A 26,350-nucleotide genomic window follows, 5' to 3' on the forward strand; every position below is an offset into this window, starting at 1 on the left:
CCGGCATCAAGGGCTTTGTGCCTACCCGAACAGGCTGCCATTCAGCATGGCTCCCAGCGCAATAGATCAGACCGCCGCCATCTCCACGGCTTCGTCGATGTCCACCGCCACCATGCGGGAGACGCCCGGTTCGTGCATGGTGACGCCGATCAGGTGTTCGGCGATCTCCATGGTGATCTTGTTGTGGGTGATGAAGATGAACTGGGTGCGATCCGACATTTCCTTCACCATGTCACAGAAGCGACCCACGTTGGCATCGTCCAGCGGCGCGTCCACCTCGTCGAGCATGCAGAAGGGCGCCGGATTCAGCTCGAAGATGGCAAACACCAGGGCCACGGCGGTCAGCGCCTTCTCGCCGCCCGAAAGCAGGTGGATGGTGCTGTTGCGCTTGCCCGGCGGGCGGGCCATCACGGTCACGCCGGTGTCCAGCAACTCGTCGCCGGTCAGCTCCAGGTAGGCGTGGCCGCCGCCGAACAGGCGGGGGAAGAGGCGCTTGAGCCCGGCGTTGACCTTGTCGTAGGTCTCCTTGAAACGGGTCCGGGTCTCGCGGTCGATCTTGGCGATGGCCGCCTCCAGGGTGGCCAGGGCCTCGGTGAGATCGGCGTGCTGGGCGTCGAGATATTCCTTGCGTTCCGACTGCTGCTCGTATTCCTCGATGGCGGCCAGGTTGATGGGGCCGAGACGGGCGATACGGCCTTCCAGTTCCGTCACGCGCCGCTGCCAGTCGTTCTCGTTGGCCGCTTCCGGCATCTCCTCGAGCAGGGTCTTGAGTTCGTAATCGGATTCGCGGATCTGCTCTTCGAGGGTCTGGCGGCGGACCTTGAGTTCCTGCTGCTGGAGGCGGATGTGCTCCAGTTTCTCGCGCACCTCCTGCACATCCTGCTCGGCCCGGGCGCGCGATTCGTCGAGCTGGCGCATGTCGTGCTCGATGGTCTGCAGGCCCTGGCGGGCCTCGGCCAGTTCGGCCTCCACCTGCACCCGCTGCGCGAGCAGGGTTTCGAGTTCCTGTTCCATTTCGGCCAGCGGGGCTTCGCTGTCGGCCAGCGCCTTTTCCAGTTCCTGGCGGCGCCGATCTTCCTGTTCGAGGCGGGATTCGAGGCGTTGCAGGGCCTGACGGGTGGACTGCAGTTCAGTCTCGAGGGTCTGGGCCTGGAGAGCGATCTCCTGGGCACGGGTGCGCGCTTCCTGGGCCCGCCCCCGGGCCACGTCCAGGGCCTCCCGCAGGCTGTCGCGGCGGGCGCCGAGGGCCTGCCGCTGCTGTTCCAGATCGCCCATGCGGCTCACCGCCTCCTCGAGGGTGCGGCGGGCGGCCTGCAGGGCGTCGTTGTCGGCTTCCATCTGGCCGCGCAGCTCGTGCAGCTCGCGCTCGAGCTTCTCGTGCCGGGCACGGGCCTGCTCGAGCTGGCTCTGACGGTGCTGCAGGCGCGACTGGGCCTCGGCATGGGCGCGGTTGGCCTGGTTGTAGGCCGCCTGCACGCTGTCGCGCTCCATCTCCAGCTCCTGCAGGCGGGTGCGCTCGCTTTCCAGCTGTTCCTGGGCCTGCATGGCCTGGTGCGAGAGACTTTCGATCTCGGCCGAAAGGGTCTTGAGTTCCTGCTCGCGCAGGAGGATCCCGGCCCGGGCATCGCTGTCCCGCACCACCCGCAGCCAGTTGGGGCCGAGCCAGATCCCGTCGCGGGTCACCACCGATTCATCGGCGGCCAGTTGCGGCCGCAGGGCCAGGGCCGCCGGCAGGCTGTCGGCCACGTAAATGCCGCCGATCAGGCTGGCGAGGGGCCAGGGCGCGCGCACCTTGTCGGTCAGGCGCGGGGCCTTGTCGTGGCCGGAGGCCGCCTGCACCGTGGCGTGGGTGTCGAAGAGGCTCAGCAGCCCTTCGTCGAACTCGCCCAGCACGCCGGCCAGGGGCTCCACGCCCTCCACGCACACGGCCTCCAGGTGATGGCCCAGCACGCATTCGGCCGCCTGCTCCCAGCCGCTTTCCACCTCGAGTTCCTCGGCCAGGCGCGGGGCATCCTGCAGGTGCTCCCGGCTGAGCCACTGGCTCACGGCGCCCTGCTCCTTGCCCAGGGCGGCCTGCTGGAGGGCCTCCAGCGAGGCACTGCGACCGCGCAGATCCTGCAGGCGGCTGCGCAATTCGTCGAGCTGCTGGCTGCGCTGGTGAGTCGCTTCGCGCAGTTCGCGGATCCGGGCCTGATGGGTCTCCAGGGCCTGCTGGGCCTGGGCCACCTGCTGTTCGGTGTCGGCCAGCCGTTGCGTGAGTTCGCCGATTTCCCGCTCGAGATGCTCGGGAGAGGATTCGGCCAGCTCCTGCTGCAGCTTCTCGCCCCGCTGCTGGAGCTGTTCCAGGCGCTGTTCCAGGTGCTGGATGCGGGTGCGTTCCACCTCCGCCTGGCGGGCCGGCTCGGATGCCTGCTGGTTGAAGGCGTCCCACTCGGTCTGCCAGGCGGCCATGGCCGCCTCGGCCTCGGCCAGCGCCTCGCCGGCGGCGGTCTCCAGTTGCCGGCTGTTCTCCAGCTCGGGCTGCAGGGCCTTGAGCCGGGTCTCCAGCTCCTCGATGCGCTGCAGATCGGCTTGCAGATGGCGGCGGGTTTCGGCGCCGTCCTTCTCGAGCTGTTCCAGATCGGTGCGCTGCTGGGCGCGCCGCTCGCGAGCGTGCTGGATGGACTGCTCGAGGCGGGCGATGTCGGCACCCACGCTGTAATAGCGGCTCTGCACCGCATTGTGCCGGTCATGGGCCTCGGCCTGGGCCGCGCGCTGTTTCTCGATGTCGGTTTCCAGCGCGCGGACCCGCGCCATGGCCTCTTCCAGCGCCGTTTCCTGCTCCCGCAGAGCGCTGTCCTCCTGGCGCGCCTGGGCGTCCAGCTCGCGCCAGCGCAGGGCCTGGAGCTGGGCCCGTACCAGCCGCTCTTCGGCCTTGAGCGTCTTGTAGCGCTCGGCGGTGGCGGCCTGGCGCTTGAGGCGGGCGAGCTGCTTGTCCAGCTCGTCACGCAGATCGTTGAGCCGTTCCAGGTTCTCGCGGGTGTGGCGCATGCGGTTCTCGGTCTCGCGCCGCCGCTCCTTGTACTTGGAGATGCCGGCCGCTTCCTCGAGGAAGGTGCGCAATTCCTCGGGCTTGGCCTCGATGATCCGGGAGATGGTGCCCTGCTCGATGATGGAGTAGCTGCGCGGGCCGAGGCCGGTGCCGAGGAAAATGTCGGTGATGTCGCGCCGCCGGCAGCGGGTGCCGTTGAGGTGATAGACCGACTGGCCGTCCCGGCTCACCGTGCGCTTGATGGAAATCTCGTTGTAGTTGGCGTACTGCCCGCCCAGGGAACCGTCGCTGTTGTCGAACACCAGTTCGATGCTGGCCTGGCCCACCGGCTTGCGCGCCGAGGAGCCGTTGAAGATCACGTCGGCCATGGAGTCGCCGCGCAGGTGCTTGGCCGAGGACTCCCCCATCACCCAGCGCACCGCGTCGATGATGTTGGACTTGCCGCAGCCGTTCGGCCCCACGATACCGATCAGATTGCCCGGCATGGGGATGGTGGTGGGATCGACGAAGGACTTGAATCCGGCGAGTTTGAGCTTGGTCAGTCGCATCCGGGCAAGATACAGGATCCGGGGCGCCAGCCACAAGATTGACAAGTATGCGGGGACGAGGGCCGGATGGCGAGGGACGAGGAAAGACGGGGCTTTCCACTGCATCGCCCTTTCGCATCCCGTGAACGGCATCACAAATCCTCCTCCCGCGCGCCTCGCCCCCAACCCTCGCCACCGTGCCTGAAGTCGGCTATCATCCGCGCCATGCCGACCCAGCCCACCAAGGAACTCGAAACCTTCGACAACCCGATGCCGGAGCGGGACTACACCATCCGCATCGAGGTGCCGGAGTTCACCTGCCTGTGCCCCAAGACCGGGCAACCCGATTTCGCCACCCTGCACATCGAATACGTGCCCGACCGCAAGTGCGTGGAACTCAAGTCGCTGAAGCTCTACGTCTGGTCCTACCGCGACGAGGGGGCCTTCCACGAGAAGGTCACCAACACCATCCTCGACGATCTGGTGGCGGCCACCGCCCCCCGCTTCATGCGCCTGACGGCGAAGTTCAACGTGCGCGGCGGGATCTACACCACCGTGGTGGCCGAACACCGCCAGAGCGGCTGGCAGCCCCCCGAGCCCGTCACCCTGCCATAGATTCAGCACCCAAACCGGTCGGTGCCATCCTCCTCGTCCCCCGTCCCGCATTCCCCGCCCCTGTTCCTGGGCATCGACGTGGGCACCTCGGGGGTGCGCCTGATGCTGCGCGCCGCCGACGATGCGTTGATCGCCAGCGTGCACGAGCCCCTGCCGCCGGGGCGCCGCCGGGGACCGGCCTCGGAACAGGATCCGGAACACTGGTGGCGGGCGCTGGTGACGGCCTTCCGCCGCCTGCCGCCCGCGCCACGGGCCCGGATCGCCGCGCTGGCCATCGACGGCACTTCGGGCACGGTACTGCTGACCGATGCCGCGGGCCGTCCCCTGCATCCGGCCCTGATGTACGACGATGCCCGCGCGCAGGAGGAGGCCGAAGCCCTGCGCGCCGTGGCGCCCGCCGACAGCCCGGCCCGCGGCCCCGCCACGGGGCTGGCGCGTCTGCTGTGGCTGGCGAAGCAACCCTTCGCCCGGCACGCCCGTCATGCCCTGCATCAGGCCGACTGGCTGCTCGGCCGCCTTGCCGGCCGCTTCGGTGACACGGATCCCAACAACGTCCTCAAGACCGGCTACGACCCGCTCGCCCGGCGCTGGCCCGCCTGGCTGGAGAAAACCGATCTGCCGCCGGAATGGCTGCCCCGGGTACACCCGGCCGGCACCCCCCTGGCCCGGATCGCGCCGGTGATGGCGGCGGAACTGGGCCTGCCCGAATCCACCCTGCTGGTGGCCGGCACCACCGACAGCACCGCAGCCTTCCTGGCCACCGGCGCCCGCGAGCCCGGCGAGGCGGTCACCTGCCTGGGCTCCACCCTGGTGCTCAAGGTCCTCTGCGCACGGCCGGTGGCGGCACCCGAATACGGGATCTACAGCCAGCCGCTGGGCGAGCGCTGGCTGGCCGGGGGCGCCTCCAACTGCGGCGGCGCGGTGCTGCGCCGCTTCTTCAGCGACGCCCGCCTGCGCGAACTGGAACCGCGCCTGTGCCCGGAACGGCCCACCGGATTGCAGTACACTCCCCTGGCGGGGATCGGCGAACGCTTTCCGGTCAACGATCCCACCCTGGCGCCGGTGCTCGAGCCCCGGCCCGACGACGACGCCGTCTTCCTTCAGGGCCTGCTGGAGAGCCTGGCGGAAGTGGAACGGGAGGGCTACCGGCGGCTGGCCGCCTGCGGCGCGCCCTGGCCGGCGTCGATCCGCACCACCGGCGGCGGGGCCGGCAACCGGGCCTGGACGGCTATCCGCGCCGCGCGCCTTGGCGTGCCACTGCTGCCCGCCGAACAGACCGAGGCGGCCTGGGGCGCAGCGTGGCTCGCCCGCGAGGGATGGCAACGCAAAGGAGAACGAGAGGCATGAACAACCCTACCCCCAGCAACAACCCCGTCACCGGCGCCGGTTACTTCCTGCGCGGCCTGACACTCATCGGCCAGCCCCGCATCCGGCGCTTCGTGATCCTGCCGCTTGGCATCAACATCCTGATCTTCGCTGGCCTCATCTGGCTGGCCTGGGGCCAGTTCGGGCAGTTCATGGACTGGCTGATGCCCAGCCTGCCCGAGTGGCTGGCCTGGCTCTCCTGGCTGCTGTGGCTGGTGTTCGGCCTGATGGCCTTCATCGTGATCTTCTTCGCCTTCAGCCTCCTGGCCAACCTGGTGGGCGCGCCCTTCAACGGCTACCTGGCCGCGGCGGTGGAACGCCACCTCAGCGGCGAAAACCCGCCCGGCTCCGCTCGCCCCTTCCTGCAGGAATTCACCCTGGCGCTGCTCGGCGAGCTGCGCAAGATCGGCTATTTCCTGCTCTTCGCCATCCCCCTGCTGATCCTCAACTTCATCCCGGTCCTGAACCTGGCGGCGCCCGTCCTCTGGGCCCTGTTCGGCGCCTGGATGCTGAGCCTGGAATACCTCGACTACCCTCTCGGCAACCACGGCCTCACCTTCCCCGAAATCCGCCAGCGGCTGCGTCGCCAGCGCTTCCTCAGCCTCGGCTTCGGCGCCGCCGTGATGCTCGCCACCCTGATCCCGGTCTTCAACTTCCTGATCATGCCGGTCGCCGTGGCCGGCGCCACCGCCCTGCGCGTGGAGCGCATGCCGCTGGATGGTTGAACCCTTGCCAATGCATTGCTGCCAATAACGCAGAGGGTGCAGAGACGCAGAGTTCGCAGAGGATGGCCAGGCGAGAATCGGACTGACGCCCGGAGTGATGGGTTACCGAAACAAATCCTCTCGGCGTTCTCTGCGTCTCTGCGCCCTCTGCGTTACTTCCACCTACCCCACGAAAGAGGCAATTCGCCGCACCCCTTCCTCGAGCCGTTCCAGCGAGGTGGTGTAAGCGAAGCGCAGGTGACGTTCGGGGTGGTTGTGGCCGAAATCGAGGCCGGGGGTGACGGCCACGCCGGTTTCCTCGAGCAGGGCTTCGGCGAAGGCCAGGCTGTCGTCGGTGAAGCGGCGGCAGTCGGCGTAGAGGTAGAAGGCGCCCTGGGGCGTGACGGGAATGGTGAAGCCCAGTTCCCGCAGGGCCGGCAGCAGATAGTCGCGGCGAGCGCGGAAGGCCTCGCGGCGCGCCTCGAGCACCGGGCGGGTGGTGGGGCCCAGCGCGGCCAGGGCGGCGTACTGGCCGGGCGTGGGCGCGGCCAGGAAGAGATTCTGGGCCAGCTTGTCGAGGTCATCCACGTCCTCGGCGGGCGCCACCAGCCAGCCCACGCGCCAGCCGGTGAGGCCGAAATACTTGGAGAAGCTGTTGATGACGATCACTTCGTCGGAGACGGCCAGGGCCGTCTGCGCCGGGGCGCCGTAGACCAACCCGTGGTAGATCTCGTCCACGATCAGCACCCCGCCCCGCTCGCGCACCACGGCATGGATGGCCGCCAGCTCGTCCGCCGGCAGCAGCGTGCCGGTGGGATTGGCCGGCGAGGCGACCAGCACCGCGCGGGTCTCCGGCGACCAGTGTTCGGCCACCTGGCGGGCGGTGAGCTGGTAACCGCTCTCCGGGCCCACCGGCACCGCCTGGCTGCGCCCTTCCAGAAACCGCACGAAATTGCGGTTGCAGGGGTAGCCGGGATCGGCCATCAGCACCGACTGGCCGGGATCGAGCAGGACGCCGAGGATCAGCAGCAGGGCGCCGGAGGCGCCGGGCGTCACCACCACCCTCCCGGGATCGATTTCCAGACCGTATTCGTGCCGGTAGTGATTGGCGATGGCCTGGCGCAGGGCCGGCATGCCGGTGGCCGGCGTGTAGTGCATGCGTCCGCCGGAAATGGCCACCTGGACCGCCTGGATCACCGGCTCGGGGGTGGGAAAATCGGGTTCGCCGATTTCCATGTGCACGATGTCCCGGCCGGCGGCCTCCAGTTCCCGGGCCCGGGCCAGCAGGGCCATCACCCGAAAGGGCTCGATCCCGGCGATGCGCGCGGCCCGGCGGCTCATGACGCGGCGGCGTGCAGGCGATGCAGATCGTCCACGGACAGATACCCCTTGTCGCCCAGGGCGGTTTCCGGGCCGGCCAGGATCCGGGCCGGCTGATCGGGCTCGCCGAACTGATCGAGCACCAGCAGGGCATCACCGAAATCGTGATGCCGGGTATAGTCGTTGATGGTCACCACGGTGGGCAGGCCGGCACCCACCGACGCCCGGATGCCGTTGCCCGAATCCTCGAAGGCCAGCGCGGCCGCAGGTTCCAGGTTCATCTGTTCCAGCGCCCAGACGAAGATGTCCGGCGCCGGTTTCTTGGCCGGCACGATGTCGCCGGCGGCGATCACCTCGAACCAGTCCAGGGCTTCCTCACCGAGCGTATGGGCAAGCAGGGCCTCCACGTTGGCCGGGGTGGTGGTGGTGGCGATGGCCAGGCGCAGGCCGGCCTCCCGGGCCTCGCGCAGCAGGCGCTCGACACCGGGCCGCAGCGGGATCTGCCCTTCGGCCAGCAGGCGGGTGTAGTGGTCGGTCTTGGCCCGGTGCAGGTTGGCGATGAAATCGTCCAGATCCGCCGGCCGGGCGAACGCCGTGTGGAATTCGTCCAGAAAATGGCGGATCCGCTCCTTGCCGCCGGTCACCGCCAGCAGTTTCTCGTACAAATCCGCATCCCACTCCCAGTCGAGGCCGGCGTCGCGGAAGGCCCGGTTGAAGGCCACCCGGTGGCCGTCCCGCTCCGTATCGGCCAGCGTGCCGTCCACGTCGAACAACAGGGCCTGCAAGGTATTCTCTGCCATGGGCATCATCTCCAGTACAGCATCAACAAAGTCCGCTAGGATACCGCAGCACGGTCTCCGGTTCCCGGTTCAGACGGTGATCCGGCCGATTCGTTCCCCCCGGCCGATTTGCCTTGTCCCCGCGATTCTGGTATTAAAGCGCGTTATTTTGATCAAGGACCGTATTGATGCCCGCAAAGAAAAAATCCGCCGCCAAGAAGAAGGCGGCCAAGAAGGCCCCAGCAAAGAAGAAGCCGGCCGCCAAGAAGACTTCGGCCAAGAAGGCCACGGCCGCCAAAAAGAAACCGGCGGCCAAAAAAGCGGTGAAGAAGACCGCCACCAAGAAGAGCACGAGCAAGAAAACCGTGGCCAGAAAGGCCCCGGCCAAAAAAGCCGCTACCAAAAAGACGGCGGCGAAGAAAACCGCCGCCAAGAAGCCGAGCGCCCGCAAGAGCACGGCGCGCAAGTCGGCCCTGCACGGCGTGAGCCTCTTCACCCCCTACAAGGAAAAGCGGGGCGAGGAGTACATGAGCGATGCCATGCTCGAGCACTTCCGCAAGATCCTGCTCGACTGGAAACGGGAGCTGATGGAGGAAGTGGATCGCACCGTGCATCACATGCAGGACGAGGCCGCCAACTTCCCCGATCCCAACGATCGCGCCACCCAGGAATCGGAATTCACCATGGAACTGCGCACCCGGGACCGGGAGCGCAAGCTGATCAAGAAGATCGACGAAGCCCTGAACAAGATCGATACCGGCGAGTACGGCTACTGCGAGCAGTGCGGCGTGGAAATCGGCATCCGGCGCCTGGAGGCCAGGCCCACCGCCACCCTGTGCATCGACTGCAAGAGCCTGGACGAAATCCGCGAAAAGACTCGCGCCTGACAGGCCGTTTCAGGCGGGTTTCAGGGCCCGCTCCCCACGGCGCCGGTCCACCTGGATCCGCAGGCGGTTGCTCTCGGCGAAGTCCATGATGAAATCATAGGCCGCGGGGTTGCTGTCCCTGAGCCCCCGGGCCACCACCAGGCACTTCTCGCCGTCGATGATGCAGGGCTGAACGCTGTCGGCATAGCGCAGGCGATGATCCTCGCCGAAACTGGCCAGGGTGGAGGAAATGCGCTCGATCCAGTCGCTCGGCCGCAACCGGCCCCCGTCCTCGCGGGTGCCATGGATGACCACACGCCCCTCTTCTGTCATGATGGACTCCCGGTTCGCTACCGGTGAAAGGCCGGCTCCTGTTCCTATCCTTCGGCCCATCGCCTGCAAGCTTTAGCAGGCTGTTGAAAAACGCCGTTTTTCGACAGCCTGTGTGCGATGCATGGAGGCATCGCCATTTTCAATGACACCAAGTCATTGAAAATGTGAGGGAACGGGAAACCGCGTTTTCCGTTGCCGAGTTGAAAAAGCCCATGGATGGGCTTTTTCAACAGCCTGTTGGAAGGCTGTTAGCCCGCAATCGCCATGAACGTCATCGATGCCATCACCCAGCGTCATTCGGTACGCGCCTATCTCGACCGGCCCGTGCCCGCGGAGCGCATCCGGGCCATACTCGATGCGGCCCGCCACGCCCCCTCCGGCGTCAACACCCAGCCCTGGAACGTGGCCGTGGTCACGGGCGAGACCAAACGCCGTCTCGGCGAGGCCCTCATCGCCGCGCGCGAGGCCGGCCAGGCCGAGAATCCCGACTACCCCTACTATCCCGACGCCTGGCGCGAACCCTGGGCCGCCCGCCGCAAGGCCTGCGGCCTGGCCCTGTACCGGGCCCTCGGCATCGGCCGTGGCGATGCCGAGGGGCGCAAGGCGGCCTGGTATCGCAACTACCGCTTTTTCGATGCCCCCGTGGGGCTGATCTTTCACATGGATCGGGGTTTTCGCACCGGCAGCTTCCTGGACATGGGCATGTTCATGGAAAACGTGATGCTGGCGGCGCTCGAACACGATCTCGGCACCTGTCCCCAGGCCTCGCTGGCCGAATACCCGGACATCGTGCGCGACGTCCTGGGCCTGCCTGCCGAGCAGATGATCGTCTGCGGCATGGCCCTCGGCCATCCGGATCCGGACGCCCCCGTGAATCGCTACCGCCTCGAACGCGAACCCGTGGACGCCTTCACCACCTGGCATGACTGACGCGCAACCGCCTGCCGGCTACCGGGGCCGTTTCGCCCCCTCGCCCACCGGGCCCCTGCATTTCGGCTCGCTGATCGCCGCCCTGGGCAGCTACCTGCAGGCCCGCCGCCAGGGCGGGGAATGGTGGCTGCGCATTGAGGACATCGATCCGCCCCGCGAGGCGCCCGGCGCCCGCGACGCCATCCTGGCCAGTCTGGAGGCCCACGGCCTGCACTGGGACGGCCCGGTGCAGTACCAGTCTCAGCGGCTCGAGCGCTACGCACAACGCCTGGAACGGCTGGCCGCGGAAGGCCGTCTCTACGCCTGCGAATGCAGCCGCAAACGGATCGCCGAGCACGGCGAGCGCCGGGGCGGCGCCCTGCACTATCCCGGCTGGTGCCGGGAGCGGCATCTGCCCTTCGCCCCCGGCCGCGCCCGGCGCCTGGACACCCGCGGGCTGGTGATCGCCTTCGAGGATGCCATCCAGGGCCCGCAACGCATGATCCCGGCCGAGGAAGGCGGCGATTTCGTCCTGCAACGGGCCGACGGGCTCTATTCCTACCAGCTGGCGGTGGCGGTGGACGACGCCGAACAGGGCATGACGGAAGTGGTGCGCGGCAGCGATCTGCTCGCCTCCACGCCCCGGCAAATCGCCGTCCAGCGGCTGCTGGGGCTGCCGATCCCCGCCTATGCCCACCTGCCGGTGGCGGTGGATGCCGGCGGGCGCAAGCTCAGTAAGCAGAACCGGGCGCCGGCCCTCGACGACCGCCGCGCGGGGGAAAACCTGTGGCGGGCGCTGCGCTTCCTCGGCCAGGCCCCACCGACCGAACTGCGCCGGGCCCCGCCGGCCACGGTCCTCGACTGGGGGCGGGAACACTGGTCCCTCAAGAAGGTCCCCCGCACGGCCGCTATGGAAGTGTCAGCGGATGCCCCGCCGCGAGGGGAATGATAGGATGCGCCCCATGGAAACCGGAACGCGCCCCTATCTCGAGGCCTTTCGCGGCAGTTTCACCGGCATGCTGCGCTGGCCGCAGCTCGATGCCCTGTGGCAGACGCTGCGTCAGCAGGAAGACAAGCAATGGTACATCTACGCCGTGGGCGAGCCGCCGCCGGAGCGCCCCGCCAGCCGGGAACAGCTGGAGACCTTCCTCCGGGAAATCGATGCGCTGTTGCGCAAGGAACATGACGAGGACTACTGTGGCATCGTCTATGCCGACAATCCGGCCGATCCGGCCTTCATCAAGATCTACGATCCCAACAATCTCGGCGTGGTCTGCGGCTTCAGCGAGAACCCGCCCCTGCCGGGCTGGATTCTCTCCCTGGCCCCGCCGGTGGATCTGCCCGCCGCCCTGCCCCCGCCCGGCAACCGCCGGCGCTGGTGGCAGCGCCTGTTCGGGGGACGCTGAAGCGCCATGACGGACACCGGCATGAAGAAGGAATCGACCCCGGCCACCCAATCGGTCGTCGACAACTACGAAAAATACCTGCTGCACGGCCGCGGCGCCATCATCCAGAAGCTGCGCCAGCTGGAGAAGGCGCGCAGCCTCCTCACCGCCCACTTCGGCGGGGGGCGCCACTCGCTGCTGACCCAGGTCGTGGAAGTGATGCCCGACAAGGAAGTGGTGGTGCTCGACTATGGCGCCGACGAGAAGCTCAACCGCAAGATCCTCGAAGCCGACCGCATCGTGTTCAAGGCCCAGCACGAGGGCATCACCGCCCAGTTCACGGTGGACCGCCTCCAGCGCGCCCGTCGCCACGGCAAGACGGCCTTTGCCTGCCCCCTGCCCGACTCCCTGCTGTGGGTGGAGCGCCGCGAGTTCTACCGGGTCCGGGTACCGCTGGGCGATCCGGTGTATTGCGAAATCCCCCGGGGTGACGACGAACCGCTGCGCCTGCGGATCATCGACATCAGCGTGGCTGGCGTGGGCCTGCACGATCCCGAATGCCGGCTCGAGGCGGCGATCGAACAACCCCTGCCGGGCTGCCGGCTGCTGCTCGGCGAACACGGCACCGCCCTGGTCTCGCTCGTGGTGCGCAATTTCATTCCCGACAACCCCGACGACGAGAACGGCGGCCGGCGTGTCGGCTGCCAGATCGAAAACCTCGCCATGGACATGAACACCATCATCCAGCGCTACATCCACGCCGTGGAAGCGCTGCGCCGCCGGGTGGACGACTGATCCCATCGCCCCGCCACCGGCAAGCGGTTGGGAAACCGGTTTTGCCGCCGTGGAGGAAGTGCTTGCGGTCGACAGAGGCATGGGGAAAAATAACTTCGCTGGCCACTCGCCACTACCCATGTCTCGCACGGGATATTAAACGTCTCGAAATTGTGCTGACACAAACGGCACCGGTGTGGGGCGAAGGTAGGCCGGCTCAAGCGCAGCGGAGCCGGCAAAAATCGTGTCATCCCGACATGGCGGCTCCGCGACGCTTGAGCCGCCCTACGGACGGGAAGTAAAACCATTTTGAGGTGATTACTAAACCAGGAGTCCACCATGTCCGAGGAAAAAGTCTACCCCGTCCCCCCCGAGTTCGCGAAACAGGCCCACATCGACGAAGCGCAATACTTCGAGATGTATCAGCGCTCACTCGACGATCCGGAAGGCTTCTGGGCCGAACAGGCCAAGGCCTTCGTCACCTGGTTCAAGCCCTGGGACAAGGTACTCGACTGGAGTTACGCCAAGGACGATCTCCACATCAGGTGGTTCGAAGGCGGCAAGCTGAACGTGGCCTACAACTGCATCGACCGCCATCTCGAGACCCGCGGCGATCAGGTGGCCATCATCTGGGAAGGTGACGATCCGGCCGACGACCAGAAAATCACCTACCGCGAACTGCACGAGCACGTCTCGAAGCTGGCCAACGTGCTCAAGAGCCGGGGCGTGAAGAAGGGCGACCGGGTCTGCATCTACATGCCCATGATCCCCGAGGCGGCCTACGCCATGCTGGCCTGCGCGCGGATCGGCGCGGTGCACTCGGTGGTGTTCGGCGGCTTCTCGGCCGAATCGCTGAAGGATCGCATCCTCGACTCGGACTGCCATGTGGTGATCACCGCCGACGAGGGCGTGCGCGGCGGCAGGAAGATCCCCCTCAAGAAGAGCACCGACGAGGCGGTGAGCCACTGCCCCAACGTGCACACGGTGCTCACCGTCCGGCGCACCGGCGGTGACATCGACTGGCATCCCGAACGGGACGTGTGGTACCACGAAGCCATGGCCGAAGCCTCGGCCGACTGCCCGCCGGAAGAGATGGACGCCGAGGATCCCCTGTTCATCCTCTACACCTCCGGCTCCACCGGCAAGCCCAAGGGCGTGCTGCACACCACCGGCGGCTACCTGCTCTACGTGGCCATCACCACCAAGTACACCTTCGACATCCACGAAGGCGACATCTACTGGTGTACCGCCGACGTGGGCTGGATCACCGGTCACAGCTACCTGGTCTACGGCCCGCTGGCCATCGGCAGCACCACCCTGGCCTTCGAAGGCGTGCCCACCTGGCCCGATGCCTCCCGCTTCTGGCAGGTGGTGGACAAGCACCAGGTCAACATCTTCTATACCGCCCCCACCGCCATCCGCGCCCTGATGCGCGAGGGCGATGAACCGGTGAAAAAGACCTCCCGCCAGAGCCTGCGGGTGCTCGGTACCGTGGGCGAGCCCATCAACCCCGAGGCCTGGGAGTGGTACTATCACGTGGTTGGCGAAGGGCGCTGCCCCATCGTCGACACCTGGTGGCAGACCGAAACCGGCGGTCACCTGATCACGCCCCTGCCCGGCGCGACTCCGCTCAAGCCCGGCTCCGCCACCCGTCCCTTCTTCGGCATCGAACCGGCCATCATGGACGGCGACGGCAAGCCCCTCGAAGGCGAGGCCGAAGGCGCCCTGGTCATGTGCCGGCCCTGGCCCAGCCAGATGCGCACCGTCTATGGCGACCACCAGCGTTTCGTCGACACCTACTTCTCGGCCTATCCCGGCTACTATTTCACCGGCGACGGCGCCCGGCGCGACAAGGACGGCTACTACTGGATCACCGGCCGCATGGACGACGTGCTCAACGTCTCCGGCCACCGCATGGGCACCGCGGAAGTGGAAAGCGCCCTGGTGTTGCACGACGCCGTGGCCGAGGCCGCCGTGGTCGGCTTCCCCCACGACATCAAGGGCCAGGGGATCTATGCCTACGTCACCCTGGTCAAGGGCGTGGAACCGAGCGATGCACTGCGCAAGGAACTGATCGACCTGGTGGCGAAGGAAATCGGCCCCATCGCCAAGCCCGACGTCATCCAGTGGGCCCCCGGCCTGCCCAAGACCCGCTCAGGCAAGATCATGCGCCGCATCCTGCGCAAGATCGCCGCCAACGAACTCGACAACCTCGGTGACACCTCGACCCTGGCCGATCCGGAAGTGGTGGAGGATCTGATCCGCAACCGGGCCAACAAGTAGGGACCAGGTACGAGGGACGAGTGGCGAGGGAACCGCCACATCATCCCCGTCGCGAGAAGTTCGGGCAAGGGAATGCCTGCGGCCGCAGCGAACCGGATGGCGCACAGCGGAATCCGGGCTACAAACCGCTGCGTTGGATATCCGCTGTCATTAGACAAGTCGGTAGGTCGGGCTTCAGCCCGACAACGGACGTGCCATATTCCGGTTGGCTAAATCGAAGTTCCAAATATCAGACCATAGTGCATTGTGGGCACTGAGCCCAGCGGGCCAGGGGGGCGGTATTGGAGCATGATGACCTGCATGACCGGTCTGGTATTTGGAACTTCGATTTAGTCGGGCTGAAGCCCGACCTACTCCTGATCTGATATTGAAAATCTCTGCGCCCTTTGCGCCTTCGCGCCTTTGCGTTGAATCCACGGCCCCTACATGCTCAGGTATTTCAACCGCTGGTTGATCCGATCCTGCCAGCCGGTGCCGTCGGTGAGGTCGTAGATCCGGCGCAGGATTTCCCGTTCGCCGGGGTAGTAGGTATGGGTGATGTAGAACTCGTGGGCCTTGGCGTTCTTGTCGAACTGCAGTTTGCCGGCGATGCGGAAGGAGCCCACGTATTGCAGGGCGCCGGGCTTGACGGTGATCACGGTCATGTAGGGGCTGATGTTCTTGGCCGAGAGCCGGAAGTTGTGGAACTCGGACAGGCCCTTGCGGGCGGTGAAACCGGCCAGGTAGTACTTGCCGGGCTTGAGGTTCACGGCCACGAAGTCGCCATTGGGATAAACCTGCACCTTGGGCGGCACCACGAAGGGCGGCAGGTAGAACTTGCCGTATTCGTGCAGCACCACCTTGGTGATCATCACGTCGGCCCGGATGCTGCCGAAGATCATGCCGTTGGCCGGATCCTCGATGTCCAGGGGCGGGGCCGGAACCTGGGCACAGCCCGGCAGCAGAAGGCTGCCGGCCAGCAGCAGGTGAGCCAGGGTCTTGCGCATGGTGCTTCTCTCCGGTGAATGCTCACCGGGGAGGGATTCAGGAATCATGCCAGCACGGGCGCTGCCGGTTCTCCGCTTGCCCCCCGCCCCACGAGGGACGCAGGCCATTGATTTTCCACAAGATACCCGACCCGCTGCGAGACACCCGGCGGGCCGGGCGGCAAGGGCTTGCCGCCGGCGCGGCTCAGTTGCTGCCGATGCTCTGACCGGTGACGGTGATGGCCTGCCCGCTGATGTTCACGGCCTTGCCGCTGATCACCAGATCGCCGCCGCGGCTGATCTCGATGGCGGCGCCGGCCTGGCCGATGTGGAGGGTGCCCCCGCCCTCTCCCCTGACGGTGATGGCCTTGGCCGCCGACAGCTCGATGGCACCGCTCACGGCGTTCACTTCCAGATCCTCGTTGCGGATGGTCATGGAAAGGGTTTCGCCCACGTCGAGGATCATGTCGTCGCCGGCCTCGATGCTCGCGTCTTCCTCCTCGGCCTGGAAGCGCAGGTTGTCACCGGCCTTGAGCAGCAGATCGGTGGCGGCCTGGAGTTCGATTTCGGCCTGCTTGGTCATGAGCTGCTGGCGGTTTTCCACCGTCACGAGGTGATCGGCGCCCACCTGCACCTGCTGGCTGTCACCGCATTCGAGGATCATGCTCCTGGCGGCATAGGCTTCCATCTCGCCTTCTTCCGTGGCCAGACGCACGCGGTGGCCTTCGGCGTTGGCGTCCAGGGTGAGAATGTTCTTGCGATCGCGGGTGTGCAGTTCGATCTTCTCCTGGCCCTTGCGATCGTCCATCAGCAGTTCGTTGCCGCCCCAGGTGCGCAGCCGGTTCTCGCTGGCATTGGCCGAGGTCACGGGCGAGACGGCCTCGGCGGTGGGAATGGCACCCATGATGAAGGGCCGATCGATGTCGCCGTTGACGCAGCCCACCACCACCTCGGTGCCGGCATGCAGCGGAAAGTGCATGCCCCAGTCCCTGCCGCCGTAGGGCTGCATCATGCGCACCGGGTGGCTCGCTTCGCCTGCCGGGGTCTCGGACAGATCGAAGGGCAGGCGGATGCGGTAACGGCCCAGTTCGTCCAGGTAGGCGTATTCGCCGCCGGTGGATTCGATGCGCGCGGTGATCACGCCCTGGATCCGCCGTGGCGAACGGGGCGGAAGGCGAAACGGCACGCCGGCGCGGATCAGCAGGGCCTTGTTGCGGTAGGTCATGCCTTCCGGCGCCGTGCCCATGGCGAAGGCATGCCGCTGTTCACCCCGGTGATCCACGTCCACCACCAGGTAATCGCCGTTGAGCGCGGCGTCGGGATGGCCGTCGAGGGTGAAACGGTAACCGGGCGCGAGCCCGCGGCAGTCGGTCTCGAGGATGACGGTCTCCCGCTGCCAGTCCTCGGCCTCCTGGGCCACGCGGCAGATCCGCTCCCCTTCCTGCGTGGTCTTGAAGTTGGCACCATAGGTGTAGCAGTCGCCATGGCCGGGGATGGGGGTGGCGTTGGCGGCCCGGCTCTGCAGGTTCGCCTCCGGGGTGCGGTAGTTCACGTCCCGGTAGTGATGGCCGTCGGTGCGCAGCCGGGCCTGGTGACGCAGGGCGAAGGCGCTCTCGACCTCCCGCACTTCGCCGGTCTGGGCCTGGAACACGAGGCGGCCGGTCCCGGGCAGCAGCGGCAGGCTGGCCACGCTGTCGTGGAACACGATCTGCACCGATTCTTCCTGCTGTTGGTGACGGAAGAAAATCCCGTTGCGGGTCATCAGCCGCTGCAGGAAGTCCCAGTCGCTCTCCTCGTACTGCACCACGTATTCCAGCGTGGGATAGTCTTCGCTCAGGTCGAAGGCGAAGTCGTCGGTGCTGAAACCGGCGCCGGTCAGCACCGCCTCGATGATCTCCGGCACGCGGCGGCCGAGAAAGACCCGATCGTGCTGGTGGAGTTCGAGCAGCGCCAGGGGCGCGATGAGGATCAGTTCGTATTCCTGCCGCTCGGGATCGGTGCCCACGTTGGTGTAGTCCCGCACCTGGCCATGCACGTACACCGGTTCGGCGTCCCAGCGCACCAAGAGCCGGGCGCGGGCGCCGATGATGTCGGCGGGCGCGATATCGGCCTCGGTGCCGACCCGGATGCGGAAACGGTAGTTGCGACCCAGGGCGTGATCCTCGGCGCTGAAGGAATAGACGGAAAAGGTGCCATCCGGCACGCCGCCCACGTCGAGAAAGAACTGGCTCTCGGCGGCGGCGGTCACGTCCAGTTTCACGGCGTTGGCGATGTTCTTGAGCACGTCCATGCGGGTTTCCTCGTGGTCGTTTGCGATCAGGCGGTCGCTTCCTGTGCCGCCGTCTCGTCGAGACGGTCAGCGAAGACGAAGGACAACTGGCCTTCCTCGTCGATTTCCAGGCTGAGCACGTCGGGCAGATCGCCCTCGTGCAGGTACTGCAACAGGCTGCGGGACATCTCCGGCAGCAGTTGCTGATCCACCAGGGCATTGATGTGCCGGGCCCCGGTGTCGGGATGCAGCCCCTGGCGGGCCAGGTGGGCCAGCACGTCCGGCTGGCAGCGGAAGGTGATGTCGTGCACCGCGCCGAGGCGCCGGCCCACGGCTTCCAGGCGCAGGGCCGCGACGATCTGCAGCGCATCCTCGGCCAGGGGCAGGTAGGGCACCACCTGCATGCGCCCGAGCAGCGCCGGGGCGAAATGGCGGCGCAGATCCGCGTGGATGGCCTCGCGCAGTTCGCCGATGCCGGGCGGCTGCCAGTCGATCTCCGCCCCGTCTTCGGGCTCGGGCGGGGTGGTGAGCCGCAGGATGGTTTCGGTGCCGAGATTGGAGGTCATGAGGATCAGGGTGTTCTTGAAATCGATTTCCCGCCCTTCCCCGTCGCGCATGAAGCCGCGGTCGAACACCTGATAGAAAAGGTTCATCACGTCCGGATGGGCTTTCTCCACTTCGTCGAGCAGCACGATGGACCAGGGACGCTGGCGCACCGCCTCGGTGAGGATGCCGCCTTCGCCATAGCCCACGTAGCCCGGCGGCGAGCCCTTGAGCTGGGACACCGTGTGGGCTTCCTGGTACTCGCTCATGTTGATGGTAATGAGATAGCGTTCGTCGCCCAGCAGTTCGTCGGCCAGGGCCCGGGCGGTTTCGGTCTTGCCCACGCCACTGGGGCCGGCGAGCAGGAACACGCCGAGCGGCGCGTCGGGGTTGCGCAGGCCGGCGCGGGCGCTGCGCACCGTGCGGGCGATGGCCGCCAGGGCCTGATCCTGGCCCACGACCCGTTCGGCCAGCCGTTCTTCGAGGTGCATGAGGGTTTCGATGTCGTCCTTGAGCATCTTGCCCACGGGCACCCCGGTCCAGTCGGCGATCACCTCGGCCACGGCGGCGGCATTGACTTCGGCCTGCACCAGCGGCCGCTCGCCCTGCACTGCCTGCAGTTCCTCGCGCAGATCGTCGGAGGCGCTGCGCAGGGCCACCACCTCGGGCGCCTCGGCTTCGTCGGCCTGCTGCAGCGAGTCCCGCTTGGCGTGGATGGCCGCGACCAGTTCGGTCTCGCGGCGCCATTGCGCCTCCAGGTCTTCGAGGCGGGCACGGGTGGCGTCGCGATCCGCTTCGAGCTGTCGGACCAGCCGGTCGTCCACGGCGATGCCGGCGCGGCGTTCGCCGTCCAGGTGGGCCAGTCGGCGCTCGAGGTATTCGAGCCGGCTCTCCGCCTGTTCCAGTTCCGCCGGGCGCGCCGCCTGGCCCATGCGGATCCGGGCGGCTGCCGTGTCCAGCAGATCGATGGCCTTGTCGGGCAACTGGCGGCCGTTGATGTAACGGCTGGACAGGCGCACCGCCGCCTCGATGGCCGCATCGGTGATCAGAATGTTGTGATGCATCTGGTAGTGGATCTTGAGGCCGTTGAGCATCACGATGGCGTTCTCCTCGGAAGGCTCTTCCACCTTGACCATCTGGAAGCGCCGTTCGAGGGCGGCGTCGCGCTCGAAGTACTGCTTGTATTCGGACCAGGTGGTGGCGGCGATGGTGCGCAGTTCGCCGCGGGCGAGGGCCGGCTTGAGCAGGTTGGCCGCATCGCTCATGCCCGCCTCGCCGCCGGCGCCGATCAGGGTGTGGGCCTCGTCGATGAACAGGATGATCGGCTGGGGCGCGTTGCGCACCTCGTCGATCACCTGCTTGAGCCGTTTTTCGAACTCGCCCTTGACCCCCGCCCCGGCCTGGAGCAGGCCGAGATCGAGGGTATGGATGTGCACCGGCCTGAGATCCTCGGGAACCGTGCCCTGGGCGATGCGCAGGGCCAGCCCTTCCACCAGGGCGGTCTTGCCCACGCCGGGGTCCCCCACCAGGATGGGGTTGTTCTTGCGCCGGCGGCTGAGGATGTCGATCATCAGGCGCACCTCTTCGTCGCGCCCCAGCACCGGATCGATCTCGCCATTGGCGGCCTTGGCCACGATGTCTTCGGTGAAGCGGGCCAGGGCGGAATCGCCACCGGGGGCCACTGCGGCCGGGCCGGCGGTGGCCGGCGCCGGCGTGGTCGCGGCCGCGCCGCGCAGGGGGCCTTCCACCGAGGTGGCGATCAGCGCCTCGGCGCCGGCATGGAGCGCCTGGGTGTCGATCCGCTCCAGTTCCGTCCAGGCCTCGCCGGGAAGCATGGGGGCCATCTCGACCAGGGCATCGAGCAGCGGCAGGGAACGCAGGCTGTCGATGCCGTAGTGCAGCGAGGCTGCCAGCCAGGCCCGCTCCAGCCATTCCAGCAACAGGGGCGAGAGCGCCGGCTTGCCCGGATTGTTGGCCCGCAGCCGGCCGAGATTGGCCAGCAGCCCCTGCCAGAAGGCATCGAGATCCACGCCGAAGTGGCGCAGAATGCGGTCCAGATCGCCGCCGCCGGTCTCCAGCAGCTTGATCAGGACGTGCTCGATGGTCACCTCGTAATGGCTGCGGGTGCCGGCGAAGGCCGCGGCCTCCTCGAAGGCCTGGGAGCAGTGTTCGTCGAGCCGTTCGAGCAGCTCGCGTATCGGTCGGTTCTTCACGTCGTCTCTCCGTTGCGGTACGGGTGTCGTTGTTCGTTCACGGCTGGTTCAGGCCACCATGGCCAGTTCGTCCTCGCCGGGATCGTCGGGGGCCGGCGGCGGCGTGACGGCGAAACTGCTGCCGGGGATGCGCAGGGCATAGCTTTCCTGCAGGGCCTCCCCGAGCCAGCTCGACCAGCCGAGCACCATCTCGTCGCGGCCCAGCCGCGCTCCGGCGTCGTGATCCGGCAGCACGTGCAGGACCACGTCGAATGCCATGCCCGGTTCCAGGTAACGCTCCAGCAGCCGGCCGAGGGCCTGGCCCCGCGGGTGACCGGGCAGCAACTCGCGGGCGCGGGCGGCCGGCAGGGGCCCCACATGGATCCCGATCTTGCTGTTGAGATCGAGTATGGCCTCGCCCAGCAGGGCGTTGTCGCCCAGGACCATGGCCGATTCCCCCTCCCCGCCCAGACAGGCCGCCGATTGGGTCTGGACCCAGCGGGGAACGAACTGCTCCACGCACACCGGGAGGCCCTCGAGGAATTCGCTCAGCATGCCTTCGAGGGTGGCCGCGCCCCGGTTGCGGTTGCCCAGTACGCCGCAGAAGGCGTATTCGTCGCCATCGTCCGGGTCCAGCACGTTGCCGGCCAGGGCATTGAGCCAGTCGAGATAGCTGCCGTCCTGCTCCAGGGTCACGTAGGGGCGGTACTTCTTCCAGGCCAGGTAGTAGAGGGCATAGAAGCGATGGCCAAGGAAGTCGATGAAATGGCGCAGCGCGGCGCTGGTTTCGTCGTCACGGGCGATGCGCTCGAGAAAGTAGCCCGGCAGGATGCCGTCCACGCCGTACAGGCCCATGAAATTGAGCTGCAGATCGAGCCGGCCGTTGTCGATGAACCGGCAGCGGCGAATGTCGGCCGCCGGGAAGCCCAGTTCGTGCGCGGGCCGCAAGCGCAGCCAGCGGTCGAGCTCGCCCCCGATACGCCCGTGGCCATGCCAGTGGTTCTCCAGCAGGCGCAGCGCCTGGAAGAACTCGAAGTCCGGGGCGTCGTCGAGGAACGACTGGATCAGAGCCGGGACCTGGCGCCGGGTAACGGTTCCCATGTCATGACCTTGTTGGTGGGATGGCACTGGACGCGGGTCTGGACGAAACTGTTGACCGTGGCGTACATGCAGAAGAAATGGTGCAGCACCTGGCCGAAGAGATGGATATCGGCCTGGGAGCGATAGTGATCCTCGTGCAGCAGCAGGCGGATCTCCATGCCCCGCAGCAGCGCGCCGCGCTGCAGCCGCTCCACCGGCACCACGTCCACCCGGCGGATGCCCTCGATCCGGCGCTGGTTCTGCTCGTCGTCGGTCCAGTCGTAGAGCTTGAGCAGGCGCTGGAGCATGTCCAGTCGGGTGATGGAGCTGTAGTTGAGCGACAGGTGGGCGATGAGATCCCACTGGTAGCGCTCGCGGGACGGCGGATGGCGCATCGGCGTGGGCCGGGTGATGTTGCTGAACGCGGCATAGGACGGAAAGTTGTCGGTCGGATTCTTGATGTCCTTCTCGCGCAGATAGCGGCGCGGCAGATCGCCGTTGGTGGCGAGGATGTCGCAGCTCAGGGTCTCGTGCTTCGGCTCGGCCGCGCCGCCGACACTGAGAGTGAGGTTGGCGTGCCCCTCGGGCCCGGGCCGGCGCTGGTAGTGGAAGTAGCGCCCCTTGCGCTTGCGATGCTGGAAGCTGTACATGGGCACGTATTCGTGCCGCTCGCCGGTTTCCGTGTCGATGCCCACGACCCGTTCGATACTGTAGACCTGCAGGGAATCGCGCAGCGGGTGACTGGCCACCACCGGATACTCGGCCCGGCGGTGGTCGAGGGAGATGGGCTCGGCATGTTCCGCGAACAGGTTCACCGCCGGCACGCAGTGCAGGCGGAAATTGTCGGGGCCGATGCGGTGATCCTGGGGGCAGAGGCCGTTGACCGTCACCTCCAGCTCGAAATGCCGCGTCTCCGGCGGCCAGTCCACGTGCTCGAGACCGTGCACCTCGACGAACAGGTACTTTTCCCGGAAGGCGAAGTAGTCCTGCAAGAGCTGGAAACCGTGAAAGCTGCGGCCGCTGGATTCGATGAGGGTGGATTCGGGGCCGAGGTGGGCCGCCTGCAGGGCCTGCCGCGCATCGAGTTCGACCGCCCGGCGGCGGGGTTCGTCGGGAAACACGACCCGGACCCGGCGTGCCTCGCCGGTAAACTGGTGGTGCAGGAACAGGGCCACGGCCGGATCCGCATGGAAATGGAGGCGCAGGCGGGCCAGATCGAGGTGGTCGATGCTGACCCCGGCATCGAGCTGGAATCGCAGCCGGAAGACGCTGCCCCCGCCGGCGGGCTCCTCGATCTGGAGCCGGCGAAGTTCGATGGGATTGAGCACGACGGGCTCCACGGTGCGGAACTGGCACTTGTGCTTGTCCGGGCCGACCGCATCGGAGGTGAGGATGGTGTGCCGGTCGATCCGCTGGGTCTTCTGCAGCTGGTTGGGCCGGGCCTGGAACTGGACGATGGTGGCCGAGGGATAGGGCCGCAGGAAATGGGGCCAGAGCTGGTTGAGCAGGGTTTCGCTGACCTCCGGAATGTCGTTCTCCAGGTGATAGCGGATCTGGGCGGTGAGAAAGGCCATGCCCTCCAGGAGGCGCTCCACGTAGGGATCCCGATCCTTGACTTCCAGGAGATTGAGCATGCCGGCCTGTTCGGGGTGGGCCCGGGCAAAGTCCTGGGCCGACTCCTGCAGGAGCCGCATTTCCGCTTCGAAGTATTCGCGCACCTAGCCGTCCCTCGTCTGTCGCCGGAGGGCCTTGACCGTGGCCTGACCCTCGCTGAGAAAAACCGTTTCGAACATCACGTTTTCGCCGCTGTGCAGGGTGCCGATCACTTCGAGGCGGAGGAAGGCCTCTCCCTTGACCAGCGGCGCGTGGTGCACTTCGACCTGCCGCAAGCGGGGTTCGTAGCGCAGAATCCCCTCGCGGATGGCGTCGACCAGTTCGGTGACGGAATACGGCAGGCCGTGAAAAATCTGGGCGATGTCCGGCAAGCCGTAGTCGGGCAGGTGCCGGATGGTGCCCTGTCGGGCATTGAGCAGCCGTCCGAGATGGTCCCGGATGCTGTTGCTGACCGTACCGAGATCGACCCGATCCGGCACTGCGGTGCCGTCGGCATAGTGGCCGGTCAGAATTTCGAACAGGGTGTGATGCATGAAAAAAAGCGGGGATCGCCTTGCGGCGATCCCCTTCAAGGTCACAGGTTACCGATCTTCGTTCCAGGAGTCGGAGAACTCGATGTTGCCTTCGGCATACGTCCAGGTCACCTTGCCGTAACGAACGGAGACTTCCTCGAGGTGAGGATAGCGCTCCTTGTCGAGGTCCTTGACGTTGTGCATCATCGGCTTGATCGAGGTGATCTTCACGTTTTCCAGCTTGTGGGTGAAGTACTCCTTCTCAGTTCCGGAGTCGTCGATCTTGTACCAGCGCAGGACCAGCTCCTTGAGGGTCTGGCCGTTGCTGCACGCCTTGTAGAGATAGGGCGACGCCGAATCGAAGGCCTTGGTGATCACCATCGGCTCGTGCTTGCGCGTGCCGGTGAGGGCGCCCGAGTCCGAATCCGTGGGGATGCGGACCTGGTGCTCGAAGCCCAGCACTTCGATGCTGCCCTGACGACCCTCGATGGTCACCGGGCCTTCGATCTCATTTCCCTGGTCGTCCTTAATCCAACAATAGGCGGGAATTGCCATTGTAGTGCCTCCTTCTTTTTCCTTAGCTAAGGCAGCAACCTTGCGGTTGCGGGTTTATGTCGACGTGTTGCCACGCCATGGTTATGCACCGGCGTCGGTTTCCCTGCTTGCCGGCTACCACAAACAGCTCAAATTGTGGATTCGGTAGGGCACCCGCCCGCGAAGGGGCGGGGTGTCGCCTATTCGCTCACGGGCATCTGGGCCACCAGCGACAGCCGCACGTCCACGCCCTCGATCTGGAAGTGGGGCATGACGAACAGCTCGACGCTGTAGAAGCCCGGATTCTCCGGGATCTCCTTGACCACCACCTGGCCGTCGCGCAGGGGGTGGGTGGCCACGAGATCCGGATCCGGATCGTTCATCTTGGTGACCAGGGTCTGGATCCAGTCGTTCAGCTCGTTCTCCAGCACCTGGCGGCTCTTGGTGGAGCCGATGTTCTCCCGCTGCAGCACTTTCAGATAGTGCGCCAGGCGGGAGACCAGGAAGATGTACGGCAGGCGCGCATTGATGCGGCTGTTGGCCGTGGCTTCCGGGGTGTTGTATTCGGCCGGCTTCTGCACCGAGTTGGCCGAGAAGAAGCAGGCGTAGTCGGAGTTCTTGTAGTAACTGAGCGGAATGAAGCCCAGATTGGCGTATTCCAGCTCGCGGGTCTCCGGAATGATGATCTCCGTGGGAATCTTGCCCTGCAGACCGCGGCCGGCGTCGTACATGTGGATGGGCAGGTTCTCCACCTTGCCTCCCGACTCCGGACCACGGATGTTGACGCACCAGCCGTTGTCCTTGAAGGATTTGGCCATGTTGGCGGCAAAGGCGAAGGCGCTGTTGCCCCACAGGTAGTTCTCGTGGGTTTCGCCATTGACGTTTTCCTCGTAATCGAAGGTGCGGACCGGAATGTTGTCCTTGCCGTAGGGCAGACGCAGGAGGAAACGCGGCAGGGTCAGGCCGATGTAGCGGGCATCTTCCGACTCGCGGAAGGCCTTCCAGCGGATGTATTCGGCCCGATCCATGTAGGTGGCCAGATCGTGGATCTTGGGAATGTCGTTGACATCCTCCTTGCCGAAGAACTTGGTACCCACCGAGGCCAGGAAGGGACAATGGGCCACCGAGGAGACGCGCGAGATCTCGCTCAGCAGGGCGATGTCCTGGGCCGAGGCGTCGAACTCGTAGTTGCCGACGATGGCGGTGATGGGCTCGCCCCCGGGGGTGTCGTACTCGTTGACGTAGATGTGCTTGTAGAGACCGGACTGGGTGGTATCCGGGGCCTCCTCGAAGTCTTCTCGCAGGTCTTCCTTGCTCACGTCGAGCAGCTCGACCTTGACGTTGGACTTGAAATCACAGCGGTCGACCAGGTACTTGAGGCCGCGCCAGGTGGATTCCACTTCCTGGAAGGCGGGATGGTGCAGCACGGCATCGAGCTGCCGGCTGATGGTCTCGTCGATCCGGTTGATGTGGCTGTCGAGCAGCGCCTTGTCGATCTTTTCGGTCTGCGCCGTCTGCTCGCTCATCACATCGAGAAAAACCTGCAGGGCGGCAGTCAGGCGCGCATTCTGATCGGCCTCGGCCATCTTCTTGAGATCGCTGAAGGCGGAGAGGTTGACCCCTTCCTTCACCGGCTGAATGTTCACCAGGTCGCACAGCTTCTCGTAGATGCTGCCGGGTTCTTCGGTCTGGACTTCGGGGGTGGCGACTTGCGCCTGTTCCTGTATAGCCATGACGTTATCCTCTTCGG

21 protein-coding genes are annotated in these 26,350 nt (G+C 66.5%); 9 read left to right on the forward strand and 12 right to left on the reverse strand.

The genetic code is table 11. The features are described 5' to 3' along the window. Window positions 1-66 precede the first annotated feature (66 nt). Window positions 67-3,579 (reverse strand): chromosome segregation protein SMC, encoded by a 3,513-nt coding sequence (gene smc / locus ACZ5BH_RS00305; protein WP_464889943.1) that lies wholly within the window; start codon window positions 3,577-3,579, stop codon window positions 67-69. Window positions 3,580-3,783: 204 nt separating this feature from the next. Here smc and queF point away from each other — a divergent pair, with 204 nt between their 5' ends. From queF to cysZ, 3 genes are all read left to right on the forward strand, one after another. After that, window positions 3,784-4,173: a preQ(1) synthase gene (gene queF / locus ACZ5BH_RS00310; protein WP_464889944.1), complete on the forward strand. Its 390-nt coding sequence runs from the start codon at window positions 3,784-3,786 to the stop codon at window positions 4,171-4,173. A gap of 102 nt (window positions 4,174-4,275) precedes the next feature. Next, window positions 4,276-5,520, forward strand: a complete 1,245-nt coding sequence (locus ACZ5BH_RS00315) for an FGGY-family carbohydrate kinase (RefSeq protein ID WP_464891228.1) — start codon at window positions 4,276-4,278, stop codon at window positions 5,518-5,520. Next, on the forward strand, window positions 5,517-6,263 hold the full coding sequence (gene cysZ / locus ACZ5BH_RS00320; RefSeq protein ID WP_464889945.1) for a sulfate transporter CysZ: 747 nt from the start codon (window positions 5,517-5,519) through the stop codon (window positions 6,261-6,263). Before ACZ5BH_RS00315 ends, cysZ begins: the two co-directional genes overlap by 4 nt. A 162-nt stretch (window positions 6,264-6,425) precedes the next feature. Here the strand turns inward: cysZ and ACZ5BH_RS00325 are convergent, their stop codons facing one another. Then, a complete protein-coding gene (locus tag ACZ5BH_RS00325) occupies window positions 6,426-7,583 on the reverse strand; it encodes a pyridoxal phosphate-dependent aminotransferase (protein WP_464889946.1) in 1,158 nt (385 codons plus the stop codon). Continuing rightward, the gene (locus ACZ5BH_RS00330; RefSeq protein WP_464889947.1) at window positions 7,580-8,362 is read right to left on the reverse strand and encodes an HAD family hydrolase; all 783 of its coding nucleotides are present in this window, start codon (window positions 8,360-8,362) and stop codon (window positions 7,580-7,582) included. The genes ACZ5BH_RS00325 and ACZ5BH_RS00330 overlap by 4 nt, the downstream gene beginning before the upstream one ends. A gap of 167 nt (window positions 8,363-8,529) precedes the next feature. Here ACZ5BH_RS00330 and dksA point away from each other — a divergent pair, with 167 nt between their 5' ends. Next, window positions 8,530-9,228, forward strand: coding sequence for an RNA polymerase-binding protein DksA (gene dksA, locus ACZ5BH_RS00335; RefSeq protein ID WP_464889948.1), 699 nt, complete (start codon window positions 8,530-8,532; stop codon window positions 9,226-9,228). Window positions 9,229-9,237: 9 nt separating this feature from the next. On the opposite strand, the gene ACZ5BH_RS00340 is transcribed toward dksA, so the two are convergent. After that, window positions 9,238-9,540, reverse strand: coding sequence for a DUF3579 domain-containing protein (locus ACZ5BH_RS00340; RefSeq protein ID WP_464889949.1), 303 nt, complete (start codon window positions 9,538-9,540; stop codon window positions 9,238-9,240). 264 nt (window positions 9,541-9,804) lie between these two features. Between ACZ5BH_RS00340 and ACZ5BH_RS00345 the strand changes: the two genes are divergently transcribed. From ACZ5BH_RS00345 to acs, 5 genes are all read left to right on the forward strand, one after another. Next, entirely contained in the window at window positions 9,805-10,470 is a 666-nt protein-coding gene (locus ACZ5BH_RS00345) for a nitroreductase (protein ID WP_464889950.1), read from the forward strand. Further along, on the forward strand, window positions 10,463-11,398 hold the full coding sequence (gene gluQRS, locus ACZ5BH_RS00350; protein ID WP_464889951.1) for a tRNA glutamyl-Q(34) synthetase GluQRS: 936 nt from the start codon (window positions 10,463-10,465) through the stop codon (window positions 11,396-11,398). The genes ACZ5BH_RS00345 and gluQRS overlap by 8 nt, the downstream gene beginning before the upstream one ends. Before the next feature lie 4 nt (window positions 11,399-11,402). Further along, window positions 11,403-11,855, forward strand: coding sequence for a hypothetical protein (locus ACZ5BH_RS00355; protein ID WP_464889952.1), 453 nt, complete (start codon window positions 11,403-11,405; stop codon window positions 11,853-11,855). 6 nt (window positions 11,856-11,861) lie between these two features. Then, window positions 11,862-12,629, forward strand: a complete 768-nt coding sequence (locus ACZ5BH_RS00360) for a flagellar brake protein (RefSeq protein ID WP_464889953.1) — start codon at window positions 11,862-11,864, stop codon at window positions 12,627-12,629. Window positions 12,630-12,947: 318 nt separating this feature from the next. Next, window positions 12,948-14,891, forward strand: a complete 1,944-nt coding sequence (gene acs, locus ACZ5BH_RS00365; protein ID WP_464889954.1) for an acetate--CoA ligase — start codon at window positions 12,948-12,950, stop codon at window positions 14,889-14,891. 422 nt (window positions 14,892-15,313) lie between these two features. Here acs and ACZ5BH_RS00370 read toward each other — a convergent pair whose 3' ends face one another. From ACZ5BH_RS00370 to tssC, 8 genes are all read right to left on the reverse strand, one after another. After that, on the reverse strand, window positions 15,314-15,877 hold the full coding sequence (locus tag ACZ5BH_RS00370) for a hypothetical protein (RefSeq protein WP_464889955.1): 564 nt from the start codon (window positions 15,875-15,877) through the stop codon (window positions 15,314-15,316). Window positions 15,878-16,061: 184 nt separating this feature from the next. Then, on the reverse strand, window positions 16,062-18,146 hold the full coding sequence (locus tag ACZ5BH_RS00375; protein ID WP_464889956.1) for a type VI secretion system Vgr family protein: 2,085 nt from the start codon (window positions 18,144-18,146) through the stop codon (window positions 16,062-16,064). A 26-nt stretch (window positions 18,147-18,172) separates the two neighbouring features. Continuing rightward, complete coding sequence (tssH, locus tag ACZ5BH_RS00380; RefSeq protein WP_464889957.1) at window positions 18,173-20,881, reverse strand: type VI secretion system ATPase TssH; 2,709 nt, start codon at window positions 20,879-20,881, stop codon at window positions 18,173-18,175. A 48-nt stretch (window positions 20,882-20,929) separates the two neighbouring features. Then, window positions 20,930-21,961 (reverse strand): type VI secretion system baseplate subunit TssG, encoded by a 1,032-nt coding sequence (tssG, locus tag ACZ5BH_RS00385; protein WP_464889958.1) that lies wholly within the window; start codon window positions 21,959-21,961, stop codon window positions 20,930-20,932. Next, window positions 21,925-23,658 carry a type VI secretion system baseplate subunit TssF gene (tssF, locus tag ACZ5BH_RS00390; RefSeq protein ID WP_464889959.1) on the reverse strand — a complete coding sequence of 578 codons (1,734 nt, stop codon included), beginning with the start codon at window positions 23,656-23,658 and terminating at the stop codon, window positions 21,925-21,927. Before tssF ends, tssG begins: the two co-directional genes overlap by 37 nt. Beyond that, the gene (tssE, locus tag ACZ5BH_RS00395) at window positions 23,659-24,087 is read right to left on the reverse strand and encodes a type VI secretion system baseplate subunit TssE (protein ID WP_464889960.1); all 429 of its coding nucleotides are present in this window, start codon (window positions 24,085-24,087) and stop codon (window positions 23,659-23,661) included. A gap of 48 nt (window positions 24,088-24,135) precedes the next feature. Next, window positions 24,136-24,561: an Hcp family type VI secretion system effector gene (locus ACZ5BH_RS00400; RefSeq protein WP_464889961.1), complete on the reverse strand. Its 426-nt coding sequence runs from the start codon at window positions 24,559-24,561 to the stop codon at window positions 24,136-24,138. A 239-nt stretch (window positions 24,562-24,800) separates the two neighbouring features. Beyond that, window positions 24,801-26,333, reverse strand: coding sequence for a type VI secretion system contractile sheath large subunit (tssC, locus tag ACZ5BH_RS00405; RefSeq protein WP_464889962.1), 1,533 nt, complete (start codon window positions 26,331-26,333; stop codon window positions 24,801-24,803). Between the last annotated feature and the right edge of the window lie 17 nt (window positions 26,334-26,350).

Source organism: Thioprofundum lithotrophicum, assembly GCF_055387065.1.

What these genes read in the sequence shown, in the direction of transcription:
- smc (WP_464889943.1), bottom strand. Translation starts at nt 3,579, where the DNA reads ATGCGACTGACCAAGCTCAAACTCGCCGGATTCAAGTCCTTCGTCGAT.
- queF (WP_464889944.1), top strand. Translation starts at nt 3,784, where the DNA reads ATGCCGACCCAGCCCACCAAGGAACTCGAAACCTTCGACAACCCGATG.
- ACZ5BH_RS00315 (WP_464891228.1), top strand. Translation starts at nt 4,276, where the DNA reads ATGCTGCGCGCCGCCGACGATGCGTTGATCGCCAGCGTGCACGAGCCC.
- cysZ (WP_464889945.1), top strand. Translation starts at nt 5,517, where the DNA reads ATGAACAACCCTACCCCCAGCAACAACCCCGTCACCGGCGCCGGTTAC.
- ACZ5BH_RS00325 (WP_464889946.1), bottom strand. Translation starts at nt 7,583, where the DNA reads ATGAGCCGCCGGGCCGCGCGCATCGCCGGGATCGAGCCCTTTCGGGTG.
- ACZ5BH_RS00330 (WP_464889947.1), bottom strand. Translation starts at nt 8,362, where the DNA reads ATGGCAGAGAATACCTTGCAGGCCCTGTTGTTCGACGTGGACGGCACG.
- dksA (WP_464889948.1), top strand. Translation starts at nt 8,530, where the DNA reads ATGCCCGCAAAGAAAAAATCCGCCGCCAAGAAGAAGGCGGCCAAGAAG.
- ACZ5BH_RS00340 (WP_464889949.1), bottom strand. Translation starts at nt 9,540, where the DNA reads ATGACAGAAGAGGGGCGTGTGGTCATCCATGGCACCCGCGAGGACGGG.
- ACZ5BH_RS00345 (WP_464889950.1), top strand. Translation starts at nt 9,805, where the DNA reads ATGAACGTCATCGATGCCATCACCCAGCGTCATTCGGTACGCGCCTAT.
- gluQRS (WP_464889951.1), top strand. Translation starts at nt 10,463, where the DNA reads ATGACTGACGCGCAACCGCCTGCCGGCTACCGGGGCCGTTTCGCCCCC.
- ACZ5BH_RS00355 (WP_464889952.1), top strand. Translation starts at nt 11,403, where the DNA reads ATGCGCCCCATGGAAACCGGAACGCGCCCCTATCTCGAGGCCTTTCGC.
- ACZ5BH_RS00360 (WP_464889953.1), top strand. Translation starts at nt 11,862, where the DNA reads ATGACGGACACCGGCATGAAGAAGGAATCGACCCCGGCCACCCAATCG.
- acs (WP_464889954.1), top strand. Translation starts at nt 12,948, where the DNA reads ATGTCCGAGGAAAAAGTCTACCCCGTCCCCCCCGAGTTCGCGAAACAG.
- ACZ5BH_RS00370 (WP_464889955.1), bottom strand. Translation starts at nt 15,877, where the DNA reads ATGCGCAAGACCCTGGCTCACCTGCTGCTGGCCGGCAGCCTTCTGCTG.
- ACZ5BH_RS00375 (WP_464889956.1), bottom strand. Translation starts at nt 18,146, where the DNA reads ATGGACGTGCTCAAGAACATCGCCAACGCCGTGAAACTGGACGTGACC.
- tssG (WP_464889958.1), bottom strand. Translation starts at nt 21,961, where the DNA reads ATGGGAACCGTTACCCGGCGCCAGGTCCCGGCTCTGATCCAGTCGTTC.
- tssE (WP_464889960.1), bottom strand. Translation starts at nt 24,087, where the DNA reads ATGCATCACACCCTGTTCGAAATTCTGACCGGCCACTATGCCGACGGC.
- tssC (WP_464889962.1), bottom strand. Translation starts at nt 26,333, where the DNA reads ATGGCTATACAGGAACAGGCGCAAGTCGCCACCCCCGAAGTCCAGACC.